This is a genomic window from uncultured Jatrophihabitans sp. (assembly GCF_964252635.1).
GTDB lineage: Bacteria > Actinomycetota > Actinomycetes > Mycobacteriales > Jatrophihabitantaceae > Jatrophihabitans.
Map to the genome: position 1 here is coordinate 1 of NZ_CAXUNP010000006.1, position 15,810 is coordinate 15,810.

Annotated in this window: 19 protein-coding genes; 12 read left to right on the plus strand and 7 right to left on the minus strand. The window is 71.4% G+C overall.

Going from position 1 to position 15,810, the window contains the following annotated elements:
• Nucleotides 1-39: 39 nt before the first annotated feature.
• Nucleotides 40-540, plus strand: coding sequence for a class F sortase (locus tag ACFFCA_RS04040; RefSeq protein ID WP_375482279.1), 501 nt, complete (start codon nt 40-42; stop codon nt 538-540).
• 7 nt (nt 541-547) lie between these two features.
• Here ACFFCA_RS04040 and ACFFCA_RS04045 read toward each other — a convergent pair whose 3' ends face one another.
• Nucleotides 548-943 (minus strand): hypothetical protein, encoded by a 396-nt coding sequence (locus ACFFCA_RS04045; RefSeq protein WP_375482060.1) that lies wholly within the window; start codon nt 941-943, stop codon nt 548-550.
• 127 nt (nt 944-1,070) lie between these two features.
• Between ACFFCA_RS04045 and ACFFCA_RS04050 the strand changes: the two genes are divergently transcribed.
• Entirely contained in the window at nt 1,071-1,298 is a 228-nt protein-coding gene (locus ACFFCA_RS04050) for an SRPBCC family protein (RefSeq protein ID WP_375482062.1), read from the plus strand.
• The gene (locus tag ACFFCA_RS04055) at nt 1,299-1,466 is read left to right on the plus strand and encodes a hypothetical protein (protein ID WP_375482064.1); all 168 of its coding nucleotides are present in this window, start codon (nt 1,299-1,301) and stop codon (nt 1,464-1,466) included.
• Here ACFFCA_RS04055 and ACFFCA_RS04060 read toward each other — a convergent pair.
• The 3 genes from ACFFCA_RS04060 to ACFFCA_RS04070 all read right to left on the minus strand — a co-directional run bounded on the left by ACFFCA_RS04060 (nt 1,463) and on the right by ACFFCA_RS04070 (nt 5,018).
• Complete coding sequence (locus ACFFCA_RS04060; protein ID WP_375482066.1) at nt 1,463-2,848, minus strand: PP2C family protein-serine/threonine phosphatase; 1,386 nt, start codon at nt 2,846-2,848, stop codon at nt 1,463-1,465. The genes ACFFCA_RS04055 and ACFFCA_RS04060 overlap by 4 nt on opposite strands.
• Nucleotides 2,849-2,941: 93 nt before the next feature.
• Entirely contained in the window at nt 2,942-3,952 is a 1,011-nt protein-coding gene (locus ACFFCA_RS04065) for an NAD(P)H-binding protein (RefSeq protein ID WP_375482068.1), read from the minus strand.
• 13 nt (nt 3,953-3,965) lie between these two features.
• Nucleotides 3,966-5,018 carry a GlxA family transcriptional regulator gene (locus ACFFCA_RS04070; RefSeq protein ID WP_375482070.1) on the minus strand — a complete coding sequence of 351 codons (1,053 nt, stop codon included), beginning with the start codon at nt 5,016-5,018 and terminating at the stop codon, nt 3,966-3,968.
• A 118-nt stretch (nt 5,019-5,136) separates the two neighbouring features.
• On the opposite strand from ACFFCA_RS04070, the gene ACFFCA_RS04075 reads away from it, so the two are divergent.
• Nucleotides 5,137-5,973, plus strand: a complete 837-nt coding sequence (locus ACFFCA_RS04075; protein WP_375482072.1) for an alpha/beta fold hydrolase — start codon at nt 5,137-5,139, stop codon at nt 5,971-5,973.
• A gap of 43 nt (nt 5,974-6,016) precedes the next feature.
• On the plus strand, nt 6,017-6,442 hold the full coding sequence (locus ACFFCA_RS04080; protein ID WP_375482074.1) for a hypothetical protein: 426 nt from the start codon (nt 6,017-6,019) through the stop codon (nt 6,440-6,442).
• A 46-nt stretch (nt 6,443-6,488) separates the two neighbouring features.
• On the opposite strand, the gene ACFFCA_RS04085 is transcribed toward ACFFCA_RS04080, so the two are convergent.
• Together ACFFCA_RS04085 and paaI are read right to left on the minus strand one after the other, a co-directional pair.
• The gene (locus ACFFCA_RS04085; RefSeq protein WP_375482076.1) at nt 6,489-7,088 is read right to left on the minus strand and encodes a TetR/AcrR family transcriptional regulator; all 600 of its coding nucleotides are present in this window, start codon (nt 7,086-7,088) and stop codon (nt 6,489-6,491) included.
• Between the two features lie 11 nt (nt 7,089-7,099).
• Nucleotides 7,100-7,513: a hydroxyphenylacetyl-CoA thioesterase PaaI gene (paaI, locus tag ACFFCA_RS04090; RefSeq protein ID WP_375482078.1), complete on the minus strand. Its 414-nt coding sequence runs from the start codon at nt 7,511-7,513 to the stop codon at nt 7,100-7,102.
• 93 nt (nt 7,514-7,606) lie between these two features.
• Between paaI and paaZ the strand changes: the two genes are divergently transcribed.
• From paaZ to paaK, 7 genes are read left to right on the plus strand one after another with little or no spacing between them, the layout of a single operon-like run.
• On the plus strand, nt 7,607-9,661 hold the full coding sequence (gene paaZ, locus ACFFCA_RS04095) for a phenylacetic acid degradation bifunctional protein PaaZ (RefSeq protein ID WP_375482079.1): 2,055 nt from the start codon (nt 7,607-7,609) through the stop codon (nt 9,659-9,661).
• Nucleotides 9,658-10,584: a 1,2-phenylacetyl-CoA epoxidase subunit PaaA gene (paaA, locus tag ACFFCA_RS04100; protein WP_375482081.1), complete on the plus strand. Its 927-nt coding sequence runs from the start codon at nt 9,658-9,660 to the stop codon at nt 10,582-10,584. Before paaZ ends, paaA begins: the two co-directional genes overlap by 4 nt.
• The gene (gene paaB / locus ACFFCA_RS04105; RefSeq protein WP_375482083.1) at nt 10,581-10,943 is read left to right on the plus strand and encodes a 1,2-phenylacetyl-CoA epoxidase subunit PaaB; all 363 of its coding nucleotides are present in this window, start codon (nt 10,581-10,583) and stop codon (nt 10,941-10,943) included. The genes paaA and paaB overlap by 4 nt, the downstream gene beginning before the upstream one ends.
• Before the next feature lie 8 nt (nt 10,944-10,951).
• Entirely contained in the window at nt 10,952-11,776 is an 825-nt protein-coding gene (gene paaC / locus ACFFCA_RS04110) for a 1,2-phenylacetyl-CoA epoxidase subunit PaaC (RefSeq protein ID WP_375482085.1), read from the plus strand.
• Nucleotides 11,777-11,781: 5 nt separating this feature from the next.
• Entirely contained in the window at nt 11,782-12,285 is a 504-nt protein-coding gene (paaD, locus tag ACFFCA_RS04115; protein WP_375482087.1) for a 1,2-phenylacetyl-CoA epoxidase subunit PaaD, read from the plus strand.
• Complete coding sequence (gene paaE / locus ACFFCA_RS04120; protein WP_375482088.1) at nt 12,282-13,352, plus strand: 1,2-phenylacetyl-CoA epoxidase subunit PaaE; 1,071 nt, start codon at nt 12,282-12,284, stop codon at nt 13,350-13,352. The genes paaD and paaE overlap by 4 nt, the downstream gene beginning before the upstream one ends.
• A 17-nt stretch (nt 13,353-13,369) precedes the next feature.
• Nucleotides 13,370-14,677, plus strand: a complete 1,308-nt coding sequence (gene paaK, locus ACFFCA_RS04125) for a phenylacetate--CoA ligase PaaK (protein ID WP_375482090.1) — start codon at nt 13,370-13,372, stop codon at nt 14,675-14,677.
• Between the two features lie 60 nt (nt 14,678-14,737).
• On the opposite strand, the gene ACFFCA_RS04130 is transcribed toward paaK, so the two are convergent.
• Nucleotides 14,738-15,790, minus strand: coding sequence for a peptidoglycan-binding protein (locus tag ACFFCA_RS04130; RefSeq protein WP_375482092.1), 1,053 nt, complete (start codon nt 15,788-15,790; stop codon nt 14,738-14,740).
• Between the last annotated feature and the right edge of the window lie 20 nt (nt 15,791-15,810).

Genomic DNA, 15,810 nt, shown 5'->3' on the forward strand with positions numbered 1-15,810 from the left:
ACGTCGACCCCGCCCACCGCGAGACCCACGCCCGAGCCACTGACCTGCAGGGCGACGGCCAGGAGCCCCCTCGGCGGGACGTCCCCGGTCCGGATCTGCATCCCGGCCATCCGCGTCCAGGCATCGGTGATGCAGCTGGGGCTCAACGCCGACCGCACCGTGCAGGTGCCGCCGCTGTCCCGTGTCGGCGACGCCGGTTGGTACAAGTACTCGGCGGCCCCGGGCCGCAGCGGGCCGACGGTCATCCTCGGGCACGTCGACTCAGCCACCTACGGCGCCGGGGTGTTCTTCCGGTTGGGCCAGCTGCGCGCGGGCGACTCCGTCAGCATCAACCGTGGCGACGGACGGATCGCGCTCTACCGCATCGACCGGGTCCAGGAGATCGCCAAACGGAGGTTCCCCAGCCAGGCCGTGTACGGGCCCACCTCGGGGCCGGCGCTGCGGCTCGTCACCTGCGGCGGACGGTTCGACTCGGCGACCGGCAACTACGAGGACAACATCATCGCCTACGGGACCCTCAGCGGCGTCCGTTCGGCCTGACCCGTCGTCAGGGTGCGTCGTTGCGGGCGCGGTTGCTCGTGACCGGGACGGCGGCCGACGTCAGGTCGACGCAGAGGATGCCGTCCTGCACGTGTGCCGGCCACCGCAGTGAGCGCGTCGTGTCGATGTCGTAGTACTTGGTGAACGCGATCGCAGAGATCACCCACGGCCCGCTCGGGGACGGGGTCGAGGCCCGCACGTGATACGCGTTCGCCACGTCGTGGGGGACGCCCCGCAGGCCGACGATCTGTGCCCCGCGGTCGAAGAGGAGCTCGACCGAGGCGGGTGAGCCGATGGCCTCGTAGGCCGGACGGTTCAGCGACAGGGTGCCCCGCTTGTGGATCGTCACGTGCGGTTCGGCGTTCGACGTCAGCATCTGCCGACTGAAGCTCTCGAAGTTCACGATGACGTCCCCTACCGACGGCCGGTTCGCCGACCACGCAGACCTGGGCCCTACAGTCGGGACTTCGTGACGGCCGACCCGAACGGTTCTGCCTGACCATGAAATGGCGGCGACGACGGCGAGAACGATGGGCGGCCCGTCTGGCCGGGTCCGCCAGTTCGACGAGCTCCCCGCCTGGCACCCGGTGATCGCGTCGAGTTCGCTGGACTCCGGACAAGAGGGCCAGGTGGGCGCGGTTCGCCGGTTGACGACCGGCGACGGCGGCGTGGTCGTCGAGCGTCTGATCACCCTGGACGACGAGGCACACCGGCTGACGTACGCCATCGAGCAGAGCCCGTTCCCGATCCGTGGCTAGGTGTCGACGATCCGGCTCGCCCCGGTCACCGACACCGGTGGCACGTTCGTCGAGTGGTTCTCGAGTTTCGACGTCGACGCCGCCGACGAGCAGGCCATGACCGGCCTGTTCGGCGACACCCTCTACGGGACCGGGCTGGCGGCACTGCGCCAGCACCTCGACGCCTAGGGGCCACCCCACGGCGGAGTAGCGGCGGATGCTGCCCGGCCGTCGCGCACCCGGATGGCCAGGACGGCGATGTCGTCGTCGTGGGTGACGTCGACGTGCATGGCGGCGACCATGCGGCCGGGTAGGGACTCGAGATCGTCGAGGTCCGCCACGGCCAGGTGGCCGGCCAGCTCGGCCAGGCCCGAATCGATGTCGCGGTCCCGGCGCTCGACCAGCCCGTCGGTGTAGAGGAAGACCACGTCACCGGGCCGCAGCACGCATCGCCGGTCCGCCCGTGGTGCGGCGGGCGAGACGCTGAGCGGGCGGTCCGGGGGGACGTCGCCGCCCAGGAACGACGTGTCGCCGGTCCGGGTCACGATGACGGGGGGCAGGTGACCGGCGTTCGAGAACAGCACCGTCACCGACCCGTCGGGCCCCGGCGGCGACAGCTCCATGGTCAGCGCGGTCGCGAAGGTCCCGGGGCCCAGGCCGTCGCTCACGGCGTCGGTCGCGGTCAGGACCTGCGCCGGGGACGGCCGGCCGTTCCAGGCGTTGGCCCGCAGGAACGAGCGCAGCTGCGCCATGGCCGCGATCGCGCTGAGGTCGTGACCCATCACGTCACCGATCGTGGCCACCGTCGACCCGTCGGCCAGGGCGAACACGTCGTACCAGTCGCCGCCGACCTCGCGGTCGCGGTAGGCCGGCCGGTACAACGCGGCCGCATCGAGCGACGGCGCGGGGTCGGAGACGCGCAGCAGGCTGCGCTGCATCGTCTCGGCCAGCATCCGGGCTCGGCGCGCCGCCCGTGCAGCACCGAGGACGGGCCCCGCCCGGCGCGAGACCTCCAGCAGCGTCGCCAGTTCGTCCGGGGTGTGGCTGCCCCGTGCGCTCGTGGTCACCGACACCAGGACGCCGAACGTGCGGTCGGCGAACTGCAGCGGGAAGACCGCGACGCCGCGCGGGTCGAGCCGGCGGGTCAGGTAGGCGACGTCGGGGTCGGGCAGGAAGGTGGCGAGGACCTCGTCGGTCAGATGCGGCACCACCACCGCCCGGCCCGTCCGCAACCCGACCGACACCGCGGCGACCTCGGTCATGTTGTCGAGATGGCAATCGGAGTAGGCCTGCAGGTCGTCCGCGCGGCTCGGGTCGCGGTGGGCGAGGCCGATGTCGTGCAGCTTGCCGTCCTCCTCCAGGACGGTGATGAAGCTCCAGTCCGCGAGTTCGGGGACGACGACCCGTGCCAACTGACCGACCGCCTCGTCGGGGTCCGGGGTGGACAGCAGCACCTCGCTGACCTGGACGAGCAGGGCGAGGCGGCCGGCCGAGATCGCGGTGGCTTCGGCCGGCGGCGCGGTTGGATCGTCGTCGACCGCAGGACGGTTGGCCGGGGCAGCCGACTCCATCACGCGAACCCTTCGGTCTCAGGCCGTTCCGGCGCTCGGACGGGTCGCACGATCCTCCCATCACACCAGGGCGACGAGGAGAACGACCTCGGGCTAGTGGGCCCAGTCGGGGTCGGTGTCGGTGAGCAGCAACGGATCGGTGGTCGCGTACACCCCGCGTAACGGTGTCTCGATGCGCGACCGGCTCAACGCGTCCACGGTGGAGGTCAACCCCTCGGGAGGGTCGGGCACGAACTGCCGGATGCGCCGGTCGCTGCTGGTCATCGAGTTCGGCAGGCTCATGATCAGGTCGGCAGTCAGCTCCCGCGGCAGCGGCGTGAGCCACGACGCGATGAGGGCGACGAGCCGGGCGGGAACGGGCGGGAACGGCAGCCACAGCCGGCGCAGCTTCCGGTCCTTGGCGAAGGCCTTGATGAGCTGGGTGTACGTCGGGCGGTCGTCGTTGGAGATGTCGTAGCTGCCCGCCGGCACGGACCCGTCCGCGGACGCCACGAGGTAGCGCAGCACGTCGTCGACGGCGACGGGGCAGATCACGTGGTTCATCCATGTCGGGATGGGGATCACCGGGATCCGCTCGGCGATGTGGCGCACCAACTCGAAGGACGTCGACCCCGAGCCGAGGATGACGGCGGCCCGTAGCCAGACCAGGTCGACGTCGGTGTCGGCCAACGCGTGGCCGACGTCGGCGCGGCTCTGCAGGTGCTCGGACAGCTCGTCGTCGTCCGGCACCAACCCGCCCAGGTAGACGACGCGGGTGACGCCGGCGTCGTGGGCGGCTGCGGCGAACTGTTTGGCACTGTCCAGATCGTGCGTGGCGAAGTCGCCCTCCCCGATGGAATGGACGAGGAAGTACGCCACGGTGACCGGCTGCCCGGCGCCCGGACCCCGTCGGGCGGCGCTCGCGAACGCCTCGCGGCACGAATCGGCGTCGGCGACGTCGAGGTCCACCCGGCCCACCTCGGGCGGGAAGTCGAAGCGGTCCAGCTTCTCGGTGTTGCGGGCGGTGGCCGTGACGGTGACGCCGGCCCGGGCGAGCTCGGCCACGAGCCGGGACCCGATGTACCCGGTCGACCCGGTCACCAGAGCGTGGATCGGCTGGGTCATCGGTCTCCTGCGGTCACGGTGTGGTGCGCCGGGCGTTTCCGCGACGTGCCACGGGCCTACCCGCAACGCCCGTCGAAACCTCCGCCACGACCTCCGCGGGTGACCACCGTCGCCGTCGGCGCAACTGTTCCGGCGTGGTCCCGCGGCGTCGGCGGATGAGCGTCGTCAGCGTGGTGGCGTCCTGGTAACCCACGGCACGGGCGACCGCGGCCAGGCCGAGGTCGGTCGTGACCAGGAGGTCGATGGCGTGTTCCAGGCGGACCTGCTGGATGTAGCGCACCGGCGACATGCCGAGGACGTGCGAGGTCAGCCGCTGCAGCGTGCGCTGGCTGACGCCGAGCTGACCGGCGAGCCGTGCGATGTCCAGCGGCCCGGACAGCCCGTCGCGCACCGCACGGTCGAACGCGGACAGCACCGGGTCGCTGATCGACAGGAAGCCGGTCCGCATCACGTCGCCCTGGCGCGGTCGGTCGCCGACGGCCAGGTAGTCGGCGACGAGGTCGGCCAGGGCCGGGCTGACGCCCCGCACGATCGACAGGGCCAGGTCCAGGTGCGCGAGCGCGGCGCCGGCCGTGGTCACCGTGTCGCTGACGACCAGGGCCTCGGTCTCGTCGAGGTGCACCGCGGGGTACCGGGCGCGGAAGCTCGGCCCGAGCCACCAGCTGGTGGTGGCCTCGCGACCCGCCAGCAGCCCGGCCTCGGCGAGGAAGAAGGTGCCGCTGCACGCCGCGGCGAGTGCCCCGCCGTGCTCGCGCAGGACGGGGAGCAGGTCCGCGGCCTGCTGCGAGCCGACCGCGCGCAGGATCTCGTCGACGCTGACCAGGCCCAGCGACGGGGCGATCAGCACGTCCGCCGGCTCGTCGCGCAGCTCGGCGAGGGGCCGGGTCGTCACGCGCAGCCCGTAGGAGGTATCGACGTGCTCACCCGTGGCGCGCAGCGACACGTCGAACTCCGCGATGTGCCGGTCGACGCGGCCGGCGAGCAGGTTGGCGGCGACGAACACGTCCTGGATCAGGGCCAGGCCGGAGTCGGCGACCCCGTCGACGAGCAGCAGACCGACACGCATGTCGCGAATGATAAGCAGTATGGCGCGATGGCCAGGTGATCGAGGCCCGGCGACGGGCACGTCATGGGGTGAGAAGGCAACGCCCCTGTCGGGGCCGACGTCCGGGAGGACCGACACGATGACCGAGGTAACCGCCCATTCGGGCCTGCTGGGCAAGACGAAGGTGCACGTGGAGGACAGCGGCGGCGCCGGGCGCCCGGTGGTGCTCATCCACGGCTGGCCGCTGTCGGGCGAGTCCTGGTCGGAGCAGGTCGGCCCGCTGCAGGCCGCCGGGTACCGCACGGTCGCCTACGACCGCCGCGGGTTCGGCCGCAGCGACAAGCCGCACGGCGGCTACGACTACGACACCCTGGCCTCGGATCTCGACAGCCTGCTGACCGAGATGGACCTCACCGACGTCACGCTCGTCGGGTTCTCGATGGGCGGCGGCGAGGTCGCCCGCTACGTCGCGAAGTACGGGCAGCAGCGCCTGCACAGCGTGGTGTTCGCCGCCGCGGTCCCTCCGTACCTGGCCAAGACCGACGACAACCCGGACGGTCCGCTGGACGACGAGACCGCGAACGGCATGAAGTCCGGCCTCGAGAGCGATCGGGACAGCTTCTTCGACGAGTTCACGACGCAGTTCTTCTCCGCCGGGGACGAGCTGAAGGTGAGCGAGCAGCAGCGGCAGGACGCGATTGGCCTGTGCCGCCAGTCCGACCAGCGCGCCGCGCTCGGTTGCATGGAAGCCTTCGCCACGACCGACTTCCGCGACGACCTGCCCGCCGTCACCGTGCCGACTCTCGTCATCCACGGTGACAGCGACGGCGTCGTGCCGTTCGAAGGATCGGGTGCGCGTACGCACGCGGCGATCCCGCAGTCCGAGCTGGTCGTGCTGCAGGGGGCACCGCACGGCTGCAACGTCAGCCACGCGCAGCAGTTCAACGACGCGCTGATCGCCTTCCTCGCCAAGTGAACCCCGCGACCGTCAAACCAGGACCGGCCGTGAGGAGCACACGATGACCGATCAGACGTCAGGCCTTGAGGTGGCCCGCACGGCGACCCGGTTCGCCGCTTCAGCCGGCATGCTGACCGCAGGAATCGGGCACCTGTCCTTCGCGCGGAAGAGCTTCCAGGCGCAGGTGCCCGACTGGGTGCCGATCAGCAAGGACGCCACGGTGCTGGCGTCGGGCGTGGTCGAGATCGGGTTCGGCCTGGGCGTGCTGGCGCCCCAGCCCCACCGGGCCAGGGTCGGCACGCTGCTCGCCGCCTTCCTCGTCGCGATCTTCCCCGGCAACATCAGCCAGAAGCAGCACGAGCGCGACGGCGCCGGCCTGAACTCCGACCGCCAGCGCTTCGTGCGGTTGTTCTTCCAGCCGCTGATGGTGGCCACCGCGTGGTGGTCGACGCGTCCGGCCCGGAAAGCAGGGGGTTTCGGCGGGTAGCACCGCGTTCACGGTCGAGGGCGTCGTGGATGACGAGCAGCGCGGTTTAGTCGCGACGTATGCGCAGCCCGTCGAAGGCGAACCGGCAGACGAGATCGGGCAGCGACGCCGCTGACCCGTCCTGCCCGGGTCGGTACCACTCGACGAGCGAGTTCACGAGCCCGAACAGCAGACGGGCGGTGACGGCGGGGCTGAGGTCGGGCCGGATCTCGCCGTCCTTCTCGGCCTGCCGCACCAGTTCGGCCACGTACCGGTCGAACCGGCGGCGCCGCTCGAGGGCAGCCCGTTCGACGTCGGTGTTGCCGCGTACGCGCAGCAGGAGGGTGACGTGCGGAAGTTGGTTCTGCAGCACCTCGACACTGCCGCGCACGACGTACTCGAGCCGTTCGATGGCCGGCACCCGCAGGGCCCGGGCCCGGCCGGCGACGGCGAACAGGGCGTCCAGCGCACGGTCCAGCGAGAGCCGCAGCAGCTCCTCCTTGCTCGCCACGTGGTGGTAGATCGCGCTCTTGGCGATGCCGAGGCGCCGGGACAGGTCCTCCATGGACGTGCCGTCGTAACCGCGCTCGTTGAACACCTCGACGGCGACCGCGAGCAGGGACTCGAGGTCGTACCCGGGGCGCCCCCGGCGCCGCGGGACGGTCACCCCCGGGACGGTCATGATCCGGGCGCCCGGTGGACGCGGTGGCTGCGGCCACGGAACTCGGCCACCACCGCGCGGTCGGCCTCGCGGCGCACGGTGACGTCGTAGACGCCCGACCGCCCGAAGGCGGTGCGCACCGCGGCCTCGGCGACCAGCACGTCACCGCGGCGGGCCGGCGCGACGAACACGACCTCGGCGCCCGCGGCGACGGTCTGCTCGCCGAAGCTGTTGCACGCGCAGGCGAACGCGGTGTCGGCCACCGAGAAGACCACGCCGCCGTGGGCCATGTCGTAACCGTTCACCATGTCGTCGCGCACCGTCATCCGGGTGACGGCCTGCCCGTCGGCGCAGGTCACCAGCTCGATGCCCAGGGTGCGCGACGCCGCGTCGGCGGCCATCATGCCGGCCACCAGCTCGGGGATCGGCATGAGTGCTCCTTGTCCGGAACCGGGTTCGGGTAGTAACTTACTGAACGTCCGGTCGGTAAGTCCAGGGGTCCAGTAAGTCCAGGGGTGATGAACATGGTGGTCCTGCGCAGCTACGTCGGCGGGTCATGGTTCGCACCGTCCGACGGGCGGCCCGTGCACGACGCGGTGACCGGCGACGAGATCGCGCGGGTGTCGTCCGACGGCATCGACATGGCCGCAGTGCTCGACTACGCCCGTACGGTCGGGGGGCCGGGGCTGCGTGAGCTGACCTTCCACGAGCGCGCCGCGCTGGCCAAGGCCGCGGGCACGCTGCTGCGCGAGAACCGCGACGAGCTGTACGCGCTCTCCCTGTGTACCGGCGCCACCGCGGCCGACGCCCGCTTCGACGTCGACGGCGGTTTCGGGGCGCTGCTGGCCTACGCCAGCAGGACCAAGCGCGAGCTGCCCAACGACCGCATCGTCGTAGAGGGGCCGGTCGAGCCGCTCGGGCGCGGCGGCTGCTTCGTCGGCCAGCACATCCTGACGTCCAAGCCAGGCGCCGCCGTGCAGGTCAACGCCTTCAACTTCCCGGTGTGGGGGCCGCTCGAGAAGCTCGCGCCGGCTCTGATCGCCGGCGTGCCGACGATCGTCAAGCCGGCCACTCCGACCGCCTACCTCACCGCCCGCGTCATCGAGCTGATCGTCGAGGCGGGCCTGCTCCCCGAGGGCGCGCTGCAGCTGGTGTGCGGCAGCGCCGGTGACCTGTTCGACCACCTCGAGGAACAGGACTCGGTCTCCTTCACCGGTTCGGCGGCCACCGCGGCGCGGCTGCGGTCGCACCCGAGCATCGTCGGCCGTGCGGTGGCCTTCACCGCTGAGGCCGACTCGCTGAACTGCTCCGTCCTCGGACCCGACGCCGAACCGGGCAGTGCCGGGTTCGAGCGCTACGTCGAACAGCTCGTCACCGAGATGACCGTCAAGGCCGGCCAGAAATGCACGGCCATCCGGCGCGCACTCGTGCCGGCCGGCCTGGTGGACGCCGTCGTCGAGTCCGTGTCCGCGCGGCTGGCCGAGGTCACCGTCGGCAACCCGGCCGACCCATCGGTGCAGATGGGCGCGCTGGCCGGGCTCGAACAGCGCGAGGAGCTGCGTCGCGCCGTCAAGGCCCTGACCGCCGGCGCGCGGATCGTGTTCGGCGACCCCGACCAGGTCGAGGTGGTGGACGCCGACGCCGAGCGCGGTGCGTTCGTCTCGCCGATCCTGCTGCGCGCGGACGACCCGAGTGCCGACGAGCCACACGCGGTCGAGGCGTTCGGGCCGGTCAGCACCGTCATCGGCTACCGCGACCCGGCCGACGCGGTGGCGCTGGCCGCCCGCGGTCGCGGCAGCCTGGTCGGCTCGGTCGTCACCGACGACGCCGACTTCGCGCGATCGGTCATCCTCGGGGCAGCGCCTTGGCACGGTCGTCTGCTGGTCCTGGACGAACAGGCGGCAGCCGAGTCCACCGGCCACGGCTCGCCGTTGCCCGCCCTCGTCCACGGCGGCCCCGGGCGGGCCGGCGGCGGCGAGGAGCTCGGCGGCATGCGGGCCGTCTTCCACCACCTGCAGCGCACTGCCGTGCAGGCCGGCCCCCGCATGCTCACCGCCGTCACCGGCCGATGGACCCCCGGTGCCGAGCGCGACACCGATGGCCCGCACCCCTTCACAAAGTCGCTCGCCGAGCTGCGCATCGGCGACACGGTCGTCGCCGGCCCTCGCACGGTCACGCTCGAGGACGTCCAGCACTTCGCCGAGTTCACCGGTGACACGTTCTACGCCCACACCGACGAGGTCGCCGCGTCCCGCAACCCGTTCTTCGGCGGCCGGGTCGCGCACGGCTACCTGATCGTGGCGTTCGCGGCCGGGCTGTTCGTTCAGCCCGACTTCGGGCCGGTGCTCGCCAACTACGGCATCGACAACCTGCGCTTCGTCACGCCGCTGAAACCGGGCGACGCGATGACCGTCGCCCTGACGTGCAAACAGATCAGCCCGCGCGACGGTGAGTACGGCGAGGTCCGCTGGGACACCACGATCACCAACCAGGACGGCAAGACCGTCGCGACGTACGACGTGTTGACCATGGTCGCCAAGACCTGGCCCCCGAATTCTCCTGAGGACGTGCAGTCATGACCGAGACCCTTGCCGAGCACTTCGACGCCACCATCGACCACGACCGACGCATCGAGCCGCGCGACTGGATGCCCGACGCCTACCGCAAGACGATGATCCGCCAGATCGCGCAGCACGCGCACTCCGAGATCATCGGCATGCAGCCCGAGGGCAACTGGATCACCCGCGCGCCGTCGCTGCGGCGCAAGGCCATCCTGCTGGCCAAGGTGCAGGACGAGGCCGGGCACGGCATGTACCTGTACTCAGCGGCCGAGACACTGGGCGCGGATCGCGCCGACCTCACCGAGAAGCTGGTGACCGGCAAGCAGAAGTACTCGTCCATCTTCAACTACCCCACGTTGACCTACGCCGACGTCGGCGTCATCGGCTGGCTCGTCGACGGCGCGGCCATCTGCAACCAGGTGCCTTTGTGCCGCTCGTCCTACGGGCCGTACGCCCGCGCCATGATCCGCGTCTGCAAGGAGGAGTCCTTCCACCAGAGGCAGGGCTACGAGCTGTTGATGACGATGATGCGCGGTACCGACGAGCAGCGCGCGATGGTGCAGGACGCGACGAACCGGTTCTGGTGGCCGTCGCTGATGATGTTCGGCCCGCCCGACGACCGCTCGCCGAACACCGCGCAGTCGATGGCGTGGGGCGTCAAGCGGCACACCAACGACGAGCTGCGGCAGCGTTTCGTCGACATGTCCGTTCCGCAGGCCGAGAAGCTCGGCGTCACCCTGCCCGACCCGGCCCTGCGCTGGAACGACGAGCGCGGCCACTACGACTTCGGCGCCATCGACTGGGACGAGTTCGCGGCCGTGGTCGCGGGCAACGGTCCGTGCAACACCCAGCGCGTCGCCCACCGCAAGGCGGCGCACGACGAGGGTGCCTGGGTCCGCGACGCCGCCACCGCCCACGCCGCGAAGGCGAAGGCGTCATGACGGACTTCAGCGCCGAGGGCGGGCACGGGGCCGTGCCGATGGAGGGCATCCCCGTCGAGCCGCAGGCAGCCGCAGTGCGTTCGGACTGGCCGCTGTACGAGGTGTTCCTGCGTGGGAAGCGCGGCTTGAACCACGTGCACGTCGGCTCGCTGCACGCCGCCGACCCGCAGATGGCCCTGCACCACGCACGCGACCTGTACACGCGCCGCAACGAGGGCGTCAGCATCTGGGTCGTCGCGGCCGAGCAAATCACCGCGTCGAGCCCGGACGAGAAGGACCCGTTCTTCGCGCCGTCCGGCGACAAGGTCTACCGGCACCCGACGTTCTACGCCATCCCCGACGACGTCCCCCACATGTGAGCGGCGACATGAGCGAACACGACACCCCCTACGACAGACTGGCCGACGACGGCAGCGACGACCACCGTTGGGCGTTCGGCACCGGCTTCGAGGACCCGCTCGAGGGCATCGACACGTCCGTACCCGACGGTACGGACGCACACGCGCTCGCCGAGACCAGCCTCGGCCTCGGCGACGACGCGCTGATCTACAGCCACCGGTTGCAGCAGTGGATGACCCGCATGCCCGAGCTCGAGGAGGAGACGGCGCTGGCCAACGTCGCGCTCGACCTGCTCGGCCAGGCCCGGATGCTGCTCGCCCGCGCCGGCACGATCCTCGGTCGCACCGAGGACCAGCTCGCCTACTTCCGCACCGAGGGCGAGTTCCGCAACGTCCGCCTCGTCGAGCACCAGGACCAGGACTTCGCCGAACTGGTCGGGCGCCTGCTCGTCTTCTCCACCTGGCGACTCGCGACGTTCACCTCCGGCACGTACCACCACGACCCGGTCCTGACCGCCATCGCCGGCAAAGGGACCAAGGAACTGACCTACCACCGCGATTACGCAGCCCAATGGGTCGTCCGGCTCGGCGACGGCACCGAGCTCAGCCACGGCCGCATGCAGGCCGCACTCAACCGGCTGTGGCCGCTGGTCGGCGAGTTGGGCACGGATGCCGAGTTCGACTCCGTCGTCGACACGGTGCTGGCCACCGGCGGCCTCGACCGGCCGACCGCGGCGCCGCTGGCCGGGGTCGGCGGCCGCACCGGGCGCGACGGCGTGCACACCGAGCACCTCGGCTACGTGCTCGCCGAGCTGCAGAGCATCGCGCGCACCTACCCGAACGCGACGTGGTGAGCGCGATGACGAGCCCCACTCGCACGGCCTACGACGTCGCCGCCGAGGTCCCCGACCCGGAGCTGCCCCAGCTGACCCTGGCCGACCTCGGGATCCTGCGGTCGGTGGAGGTCGACGAGGCGGACGGAGCGGTCGTCGCCGTGATCACGCCGACCTACAGCGGCTGCCCGGCCATGCGGGAGATCGGCCACGACGTGCGGCACCGCCTGGAGCAGGCCGGGTTCCACGACGTCGAGGTGCGCTTCCAGCTCGCGCCGGCGTGGTCGACGGAGTGGATCACGGACGAGGGACGGCGCAAGCTGCACGCGGCGGGCATCGCCCCGCCGAGCGCCGTGCGCCCCCGGACCGGACCTGTCCCGCTGACCCTGGGACGGCCGCCGGCGGTGGCCTGCCCGCGGTGCGGCGCCGGCGACACCCGGCAGACCGCTGCGTTCAGCGGCACCGCCTGCAAGTCGCTGCACCGGTGCGTGGCGTGCGGTGAGCCGTTCGAGGCCGTGAAGCCGTTATGACCTCGACGTCCGTGCCGCGAACCTCGACCCAGTTCCACCCGCTGATCGTGTCGCGCGTGGACCGGCTCACCGACGACGCTGCGGCCGTCACCTTCGACGTGCCCGCCGACCTGCGCGACGTCTTCACGTTCGCCCCGGGGCAGTCGTTGACCGTCCGGCGGGGCGACGAACGCCGCTCGTACTCCATCTGCGCGCCGGCCGGGCACGCGCCGCGTATCGGCGTGCGTGAGGTCGCCGGCGGCGCGGTGTCGGGCTTCCTCGTGCGGCAGCTGCGGGCCGGCGACACGCTCGACGTGCAGGCGCCCACCGGTACCTTCACCCCGCAGCTCGAACAACCGGGTCGACACGCGCTCGTCGGCGCGGGCTCGGGCATCACCCCGCTGCTCTCCATCGCCGCGTCCGTGCTCGACGGCAACGACGAGAGCACCGTGACGTTGCTCTACGGCAACCGGCGCAGCGACTCGGTGATGTTCGCCGACGAGGTGGCCGACCTCAAGGACGCGCACCCGTCCCGCATGCACATCGTGCACGTGCTCTCGCGCGAGCCGCAGGAGGTCGAGCTCTACAACGGCCGCCTCGACCGGGCCCGGCTCGCGGCGTTGCTGCCGGCGACCGTCGACGTCGCGCAGGTCGACCACTGGTGGCTGTGCGGGCCGTTCGGCATGGTCACCGACGCCGTCGAGCTGCTCGGCGAGCTCGGCGTCGAACGCGGCCGTATCCACCGCGAGCTGTTCTACGTCGGTGACGACCCGCCCGAACAGGCCACCCACGACGACCCGCCGGTCGGTGACGGCGCGCAGGTCACGGTCGTGCTCGACGGCCGGTCCAGCACGCTCACCCTGCCGCCCGGGACGCCGGTGCTCGACGGCGCGCAACAGGTGCGTCCCGACCTGCCTTTCGCCTGCAAGGGCGGCGTCTGCGGCACCTGCCGGGCACGGGTCGTCGCCGGCAGCGCCACCATGCGCCGCAACTACGCGCTCGAGCCCGACGAGGTCGAGGCCGGTTACGTCCTCACCTGCCAGACGCTGCCCACGACCGACGCGCTGACCGTCGACTACGACGCCTGACCCGCCCGGAGGCCTCGATGCACGACCGCACCCCGTCGCCCGACACCCTCGAGCCGGTCGAGCGGGCCGCCCCGGACGAGCTGCGCCGGCTGCAGCTCGAGCGGCTGCGGTGGTCGCTGCACCATGCCTACGACAACGTGCCGCACTACCGGCAGGCGTTCGACGCCGCCGGTGTGCACCCGAACGACTGCAAGGAACTGGGCGACCTCGCCCGCTTCCCGTTCACCACCAAGGCCGACCTGCGCGACAACTACCCGTTCGGCATGTTCGCCGTGCCGCAGGAGCAGGTGTCGCGCGTGCACGCGTCGTCGGGCACGACCGGTCGGCCGACGGTCGTCGGGTACACCGCGCAGGACATCCGGACGTGGTCGGCGGTGATGGCCCGCTCGATTCGCGCGGGCGGCGGCCGGCCGGGCGACAAGATCCACGTCGCCTACGGCTACGGGCTGTTCACCGGTGGTCTCGGCGCGCACTACGGCGCCGAGGCGCTGGGCGCCACCGTCATCCCCGTCTCGGGCGGCATGACCGAGCGTCAGGTCATGCTCGTCCGCGACTTCGAGCCCGACGTGATCATGGTGACGCCCAGCTACATGCTGGCGATTGCCGACGAGATGGAGCGGCAGGGCGTCGACCCGCGCTCGACGTCGTTGCAGGTCGGCATCTTCGGGGCCGAGCCGTGGACGAACGACATGCGCCTGGAGATGGAGCAGCGCCTGGACATCCACGCCGTGGACATCTACGGGCTGTCCGAGGTCATGGGGCCCGGCGTGGCGATGGAGTGCGTCGACACCAAGGACGGCCTGCACATCTGGGAGGACCACTTCTACCCCGAGGTCATCGACCCGGTGACCGGTGAGGTGCTGCCCGACGGCGAGGAGGGTGAGCTCGTCTTCACCTCGCTGACCAAGGAGGCCATGCCGGTCGTGCGCTACCGCACCCGCGATCTGACGCGCCTGCTGCCGGGCACGGCCCGCACGATGCGCCGGATGGAGAAGATCACCGGCCGCACCGACGACATGATCATCCTGCGCGGCGTGAACCTGTTCCCGACCCAGATCGAGGAACTCATCCTGCGCACGCCGGCGCTGGCGCCGCACTTCCAGTGCGTGCTATCGCGCAGCGGTGCCCTGGACGAGCTGGCGGTGCGGGTCGAGCGGCGTGCCGACGCCAACGAGGACGACGGGCACGCCGCGGGCCGTGCACTGCGGGCGCTGGTCAAGAACAGCATCGGCGTCAGCGTGGCCGTCGAGGTGCTGGCCCCGGACGGCGTCGAGCGCTCGGTCGGCAAGATGCGCCGCATCGTCGACGAGCGCCCGGCCCGCTGAGCTGCATCGCGGGGAGGCTTGTGTGCCGACGTGGCCGACAACTCTCCCCGACGACGGACGTCAGGAGTGGTAGACGCCCACCCAGGCGAGGCGCCAGGTGTTCGGGCCGATGTAGCCGTTGGGGACGAGCCCGTTCAGGCGTTGCAGCTGCTTGACCATGCGCAGGGTGTTGGGGCCGTACTGGCCGGTGCCGACGGGGAAGTAGCCGCGCTTGTGCATCTGGTCCTGGAAGGTCTTGATCTTCCTGGACGTCTCGCCCGGCGTGTACCAGTGACTGCCACCCGGGAACGCCGGGATCTTCGGCGCAGCCACCGTGGTCGAGGTCGAGTACCGGCCCGTCCAGGCGAGGCGCCAGGTGTTCGGGCCGATGTAGCCGTTGGGGACGAGCCCGTTCAGGCGTTGCAGCTGCTTGACCATGCGCAGGGTGTTGGGGCCGTACTGGCCGGTGCCGACGGGGAAGAAGCCGCGCTTGTGCATCTGGTCCTGGAAGATCTTGATCTTCCTGGACGTCTCACCGGGGGCGTACCAGTGACTGCCCCCGGGGAAGGCGGGGATGCCGTGCGAGCTGCCCTTGGACGTACCACCCGATGAGCCGTGCGAACCACCGGACGTCGACCCGCCGGCGCTGATCTTGATGTCCGACGTGCGTCCGGAGCGGGCGTCACCGTCCTCGCGCAGGCCCAGGATCCCCGCACACTGCCACGGCTGCCAGCCGCGCTCGCGGTACAGGATCAGCGCGCGGGCGTCCTGCTCGGCCTTGGAGGCGTTCTGCGGGTAGCCGGAGCCGCCGACGCTGCGCCAGGTGGGGACGTCGAACTGGTAGGCGCCGTAGTGGTCGTTACCGGTGTTGATGCGGTAGTTGTCGCTCGACTCACACATGCGCAGCCGGTACCAGGTGTGGGCGGACGGATCGGCGACCGCGCTCGCATTGGGGAGCACGACCGTGGCGGCCGCGGTGACCAGCAGCGCGCCGAGGGCGATCAACCGGGGCTTGGCCCGGCTCGGCTCGCAATCGGGCCCGTCGTCGGGGACGGCGTCGGCGTTCTTGTCGCGCCAGCCGGCGAAGAACGGCGCGTTCTCGCGTGCGGCATCGGTCGATCGGGTGCGGCCCATCGGTGATGTTCCTTCCGGCG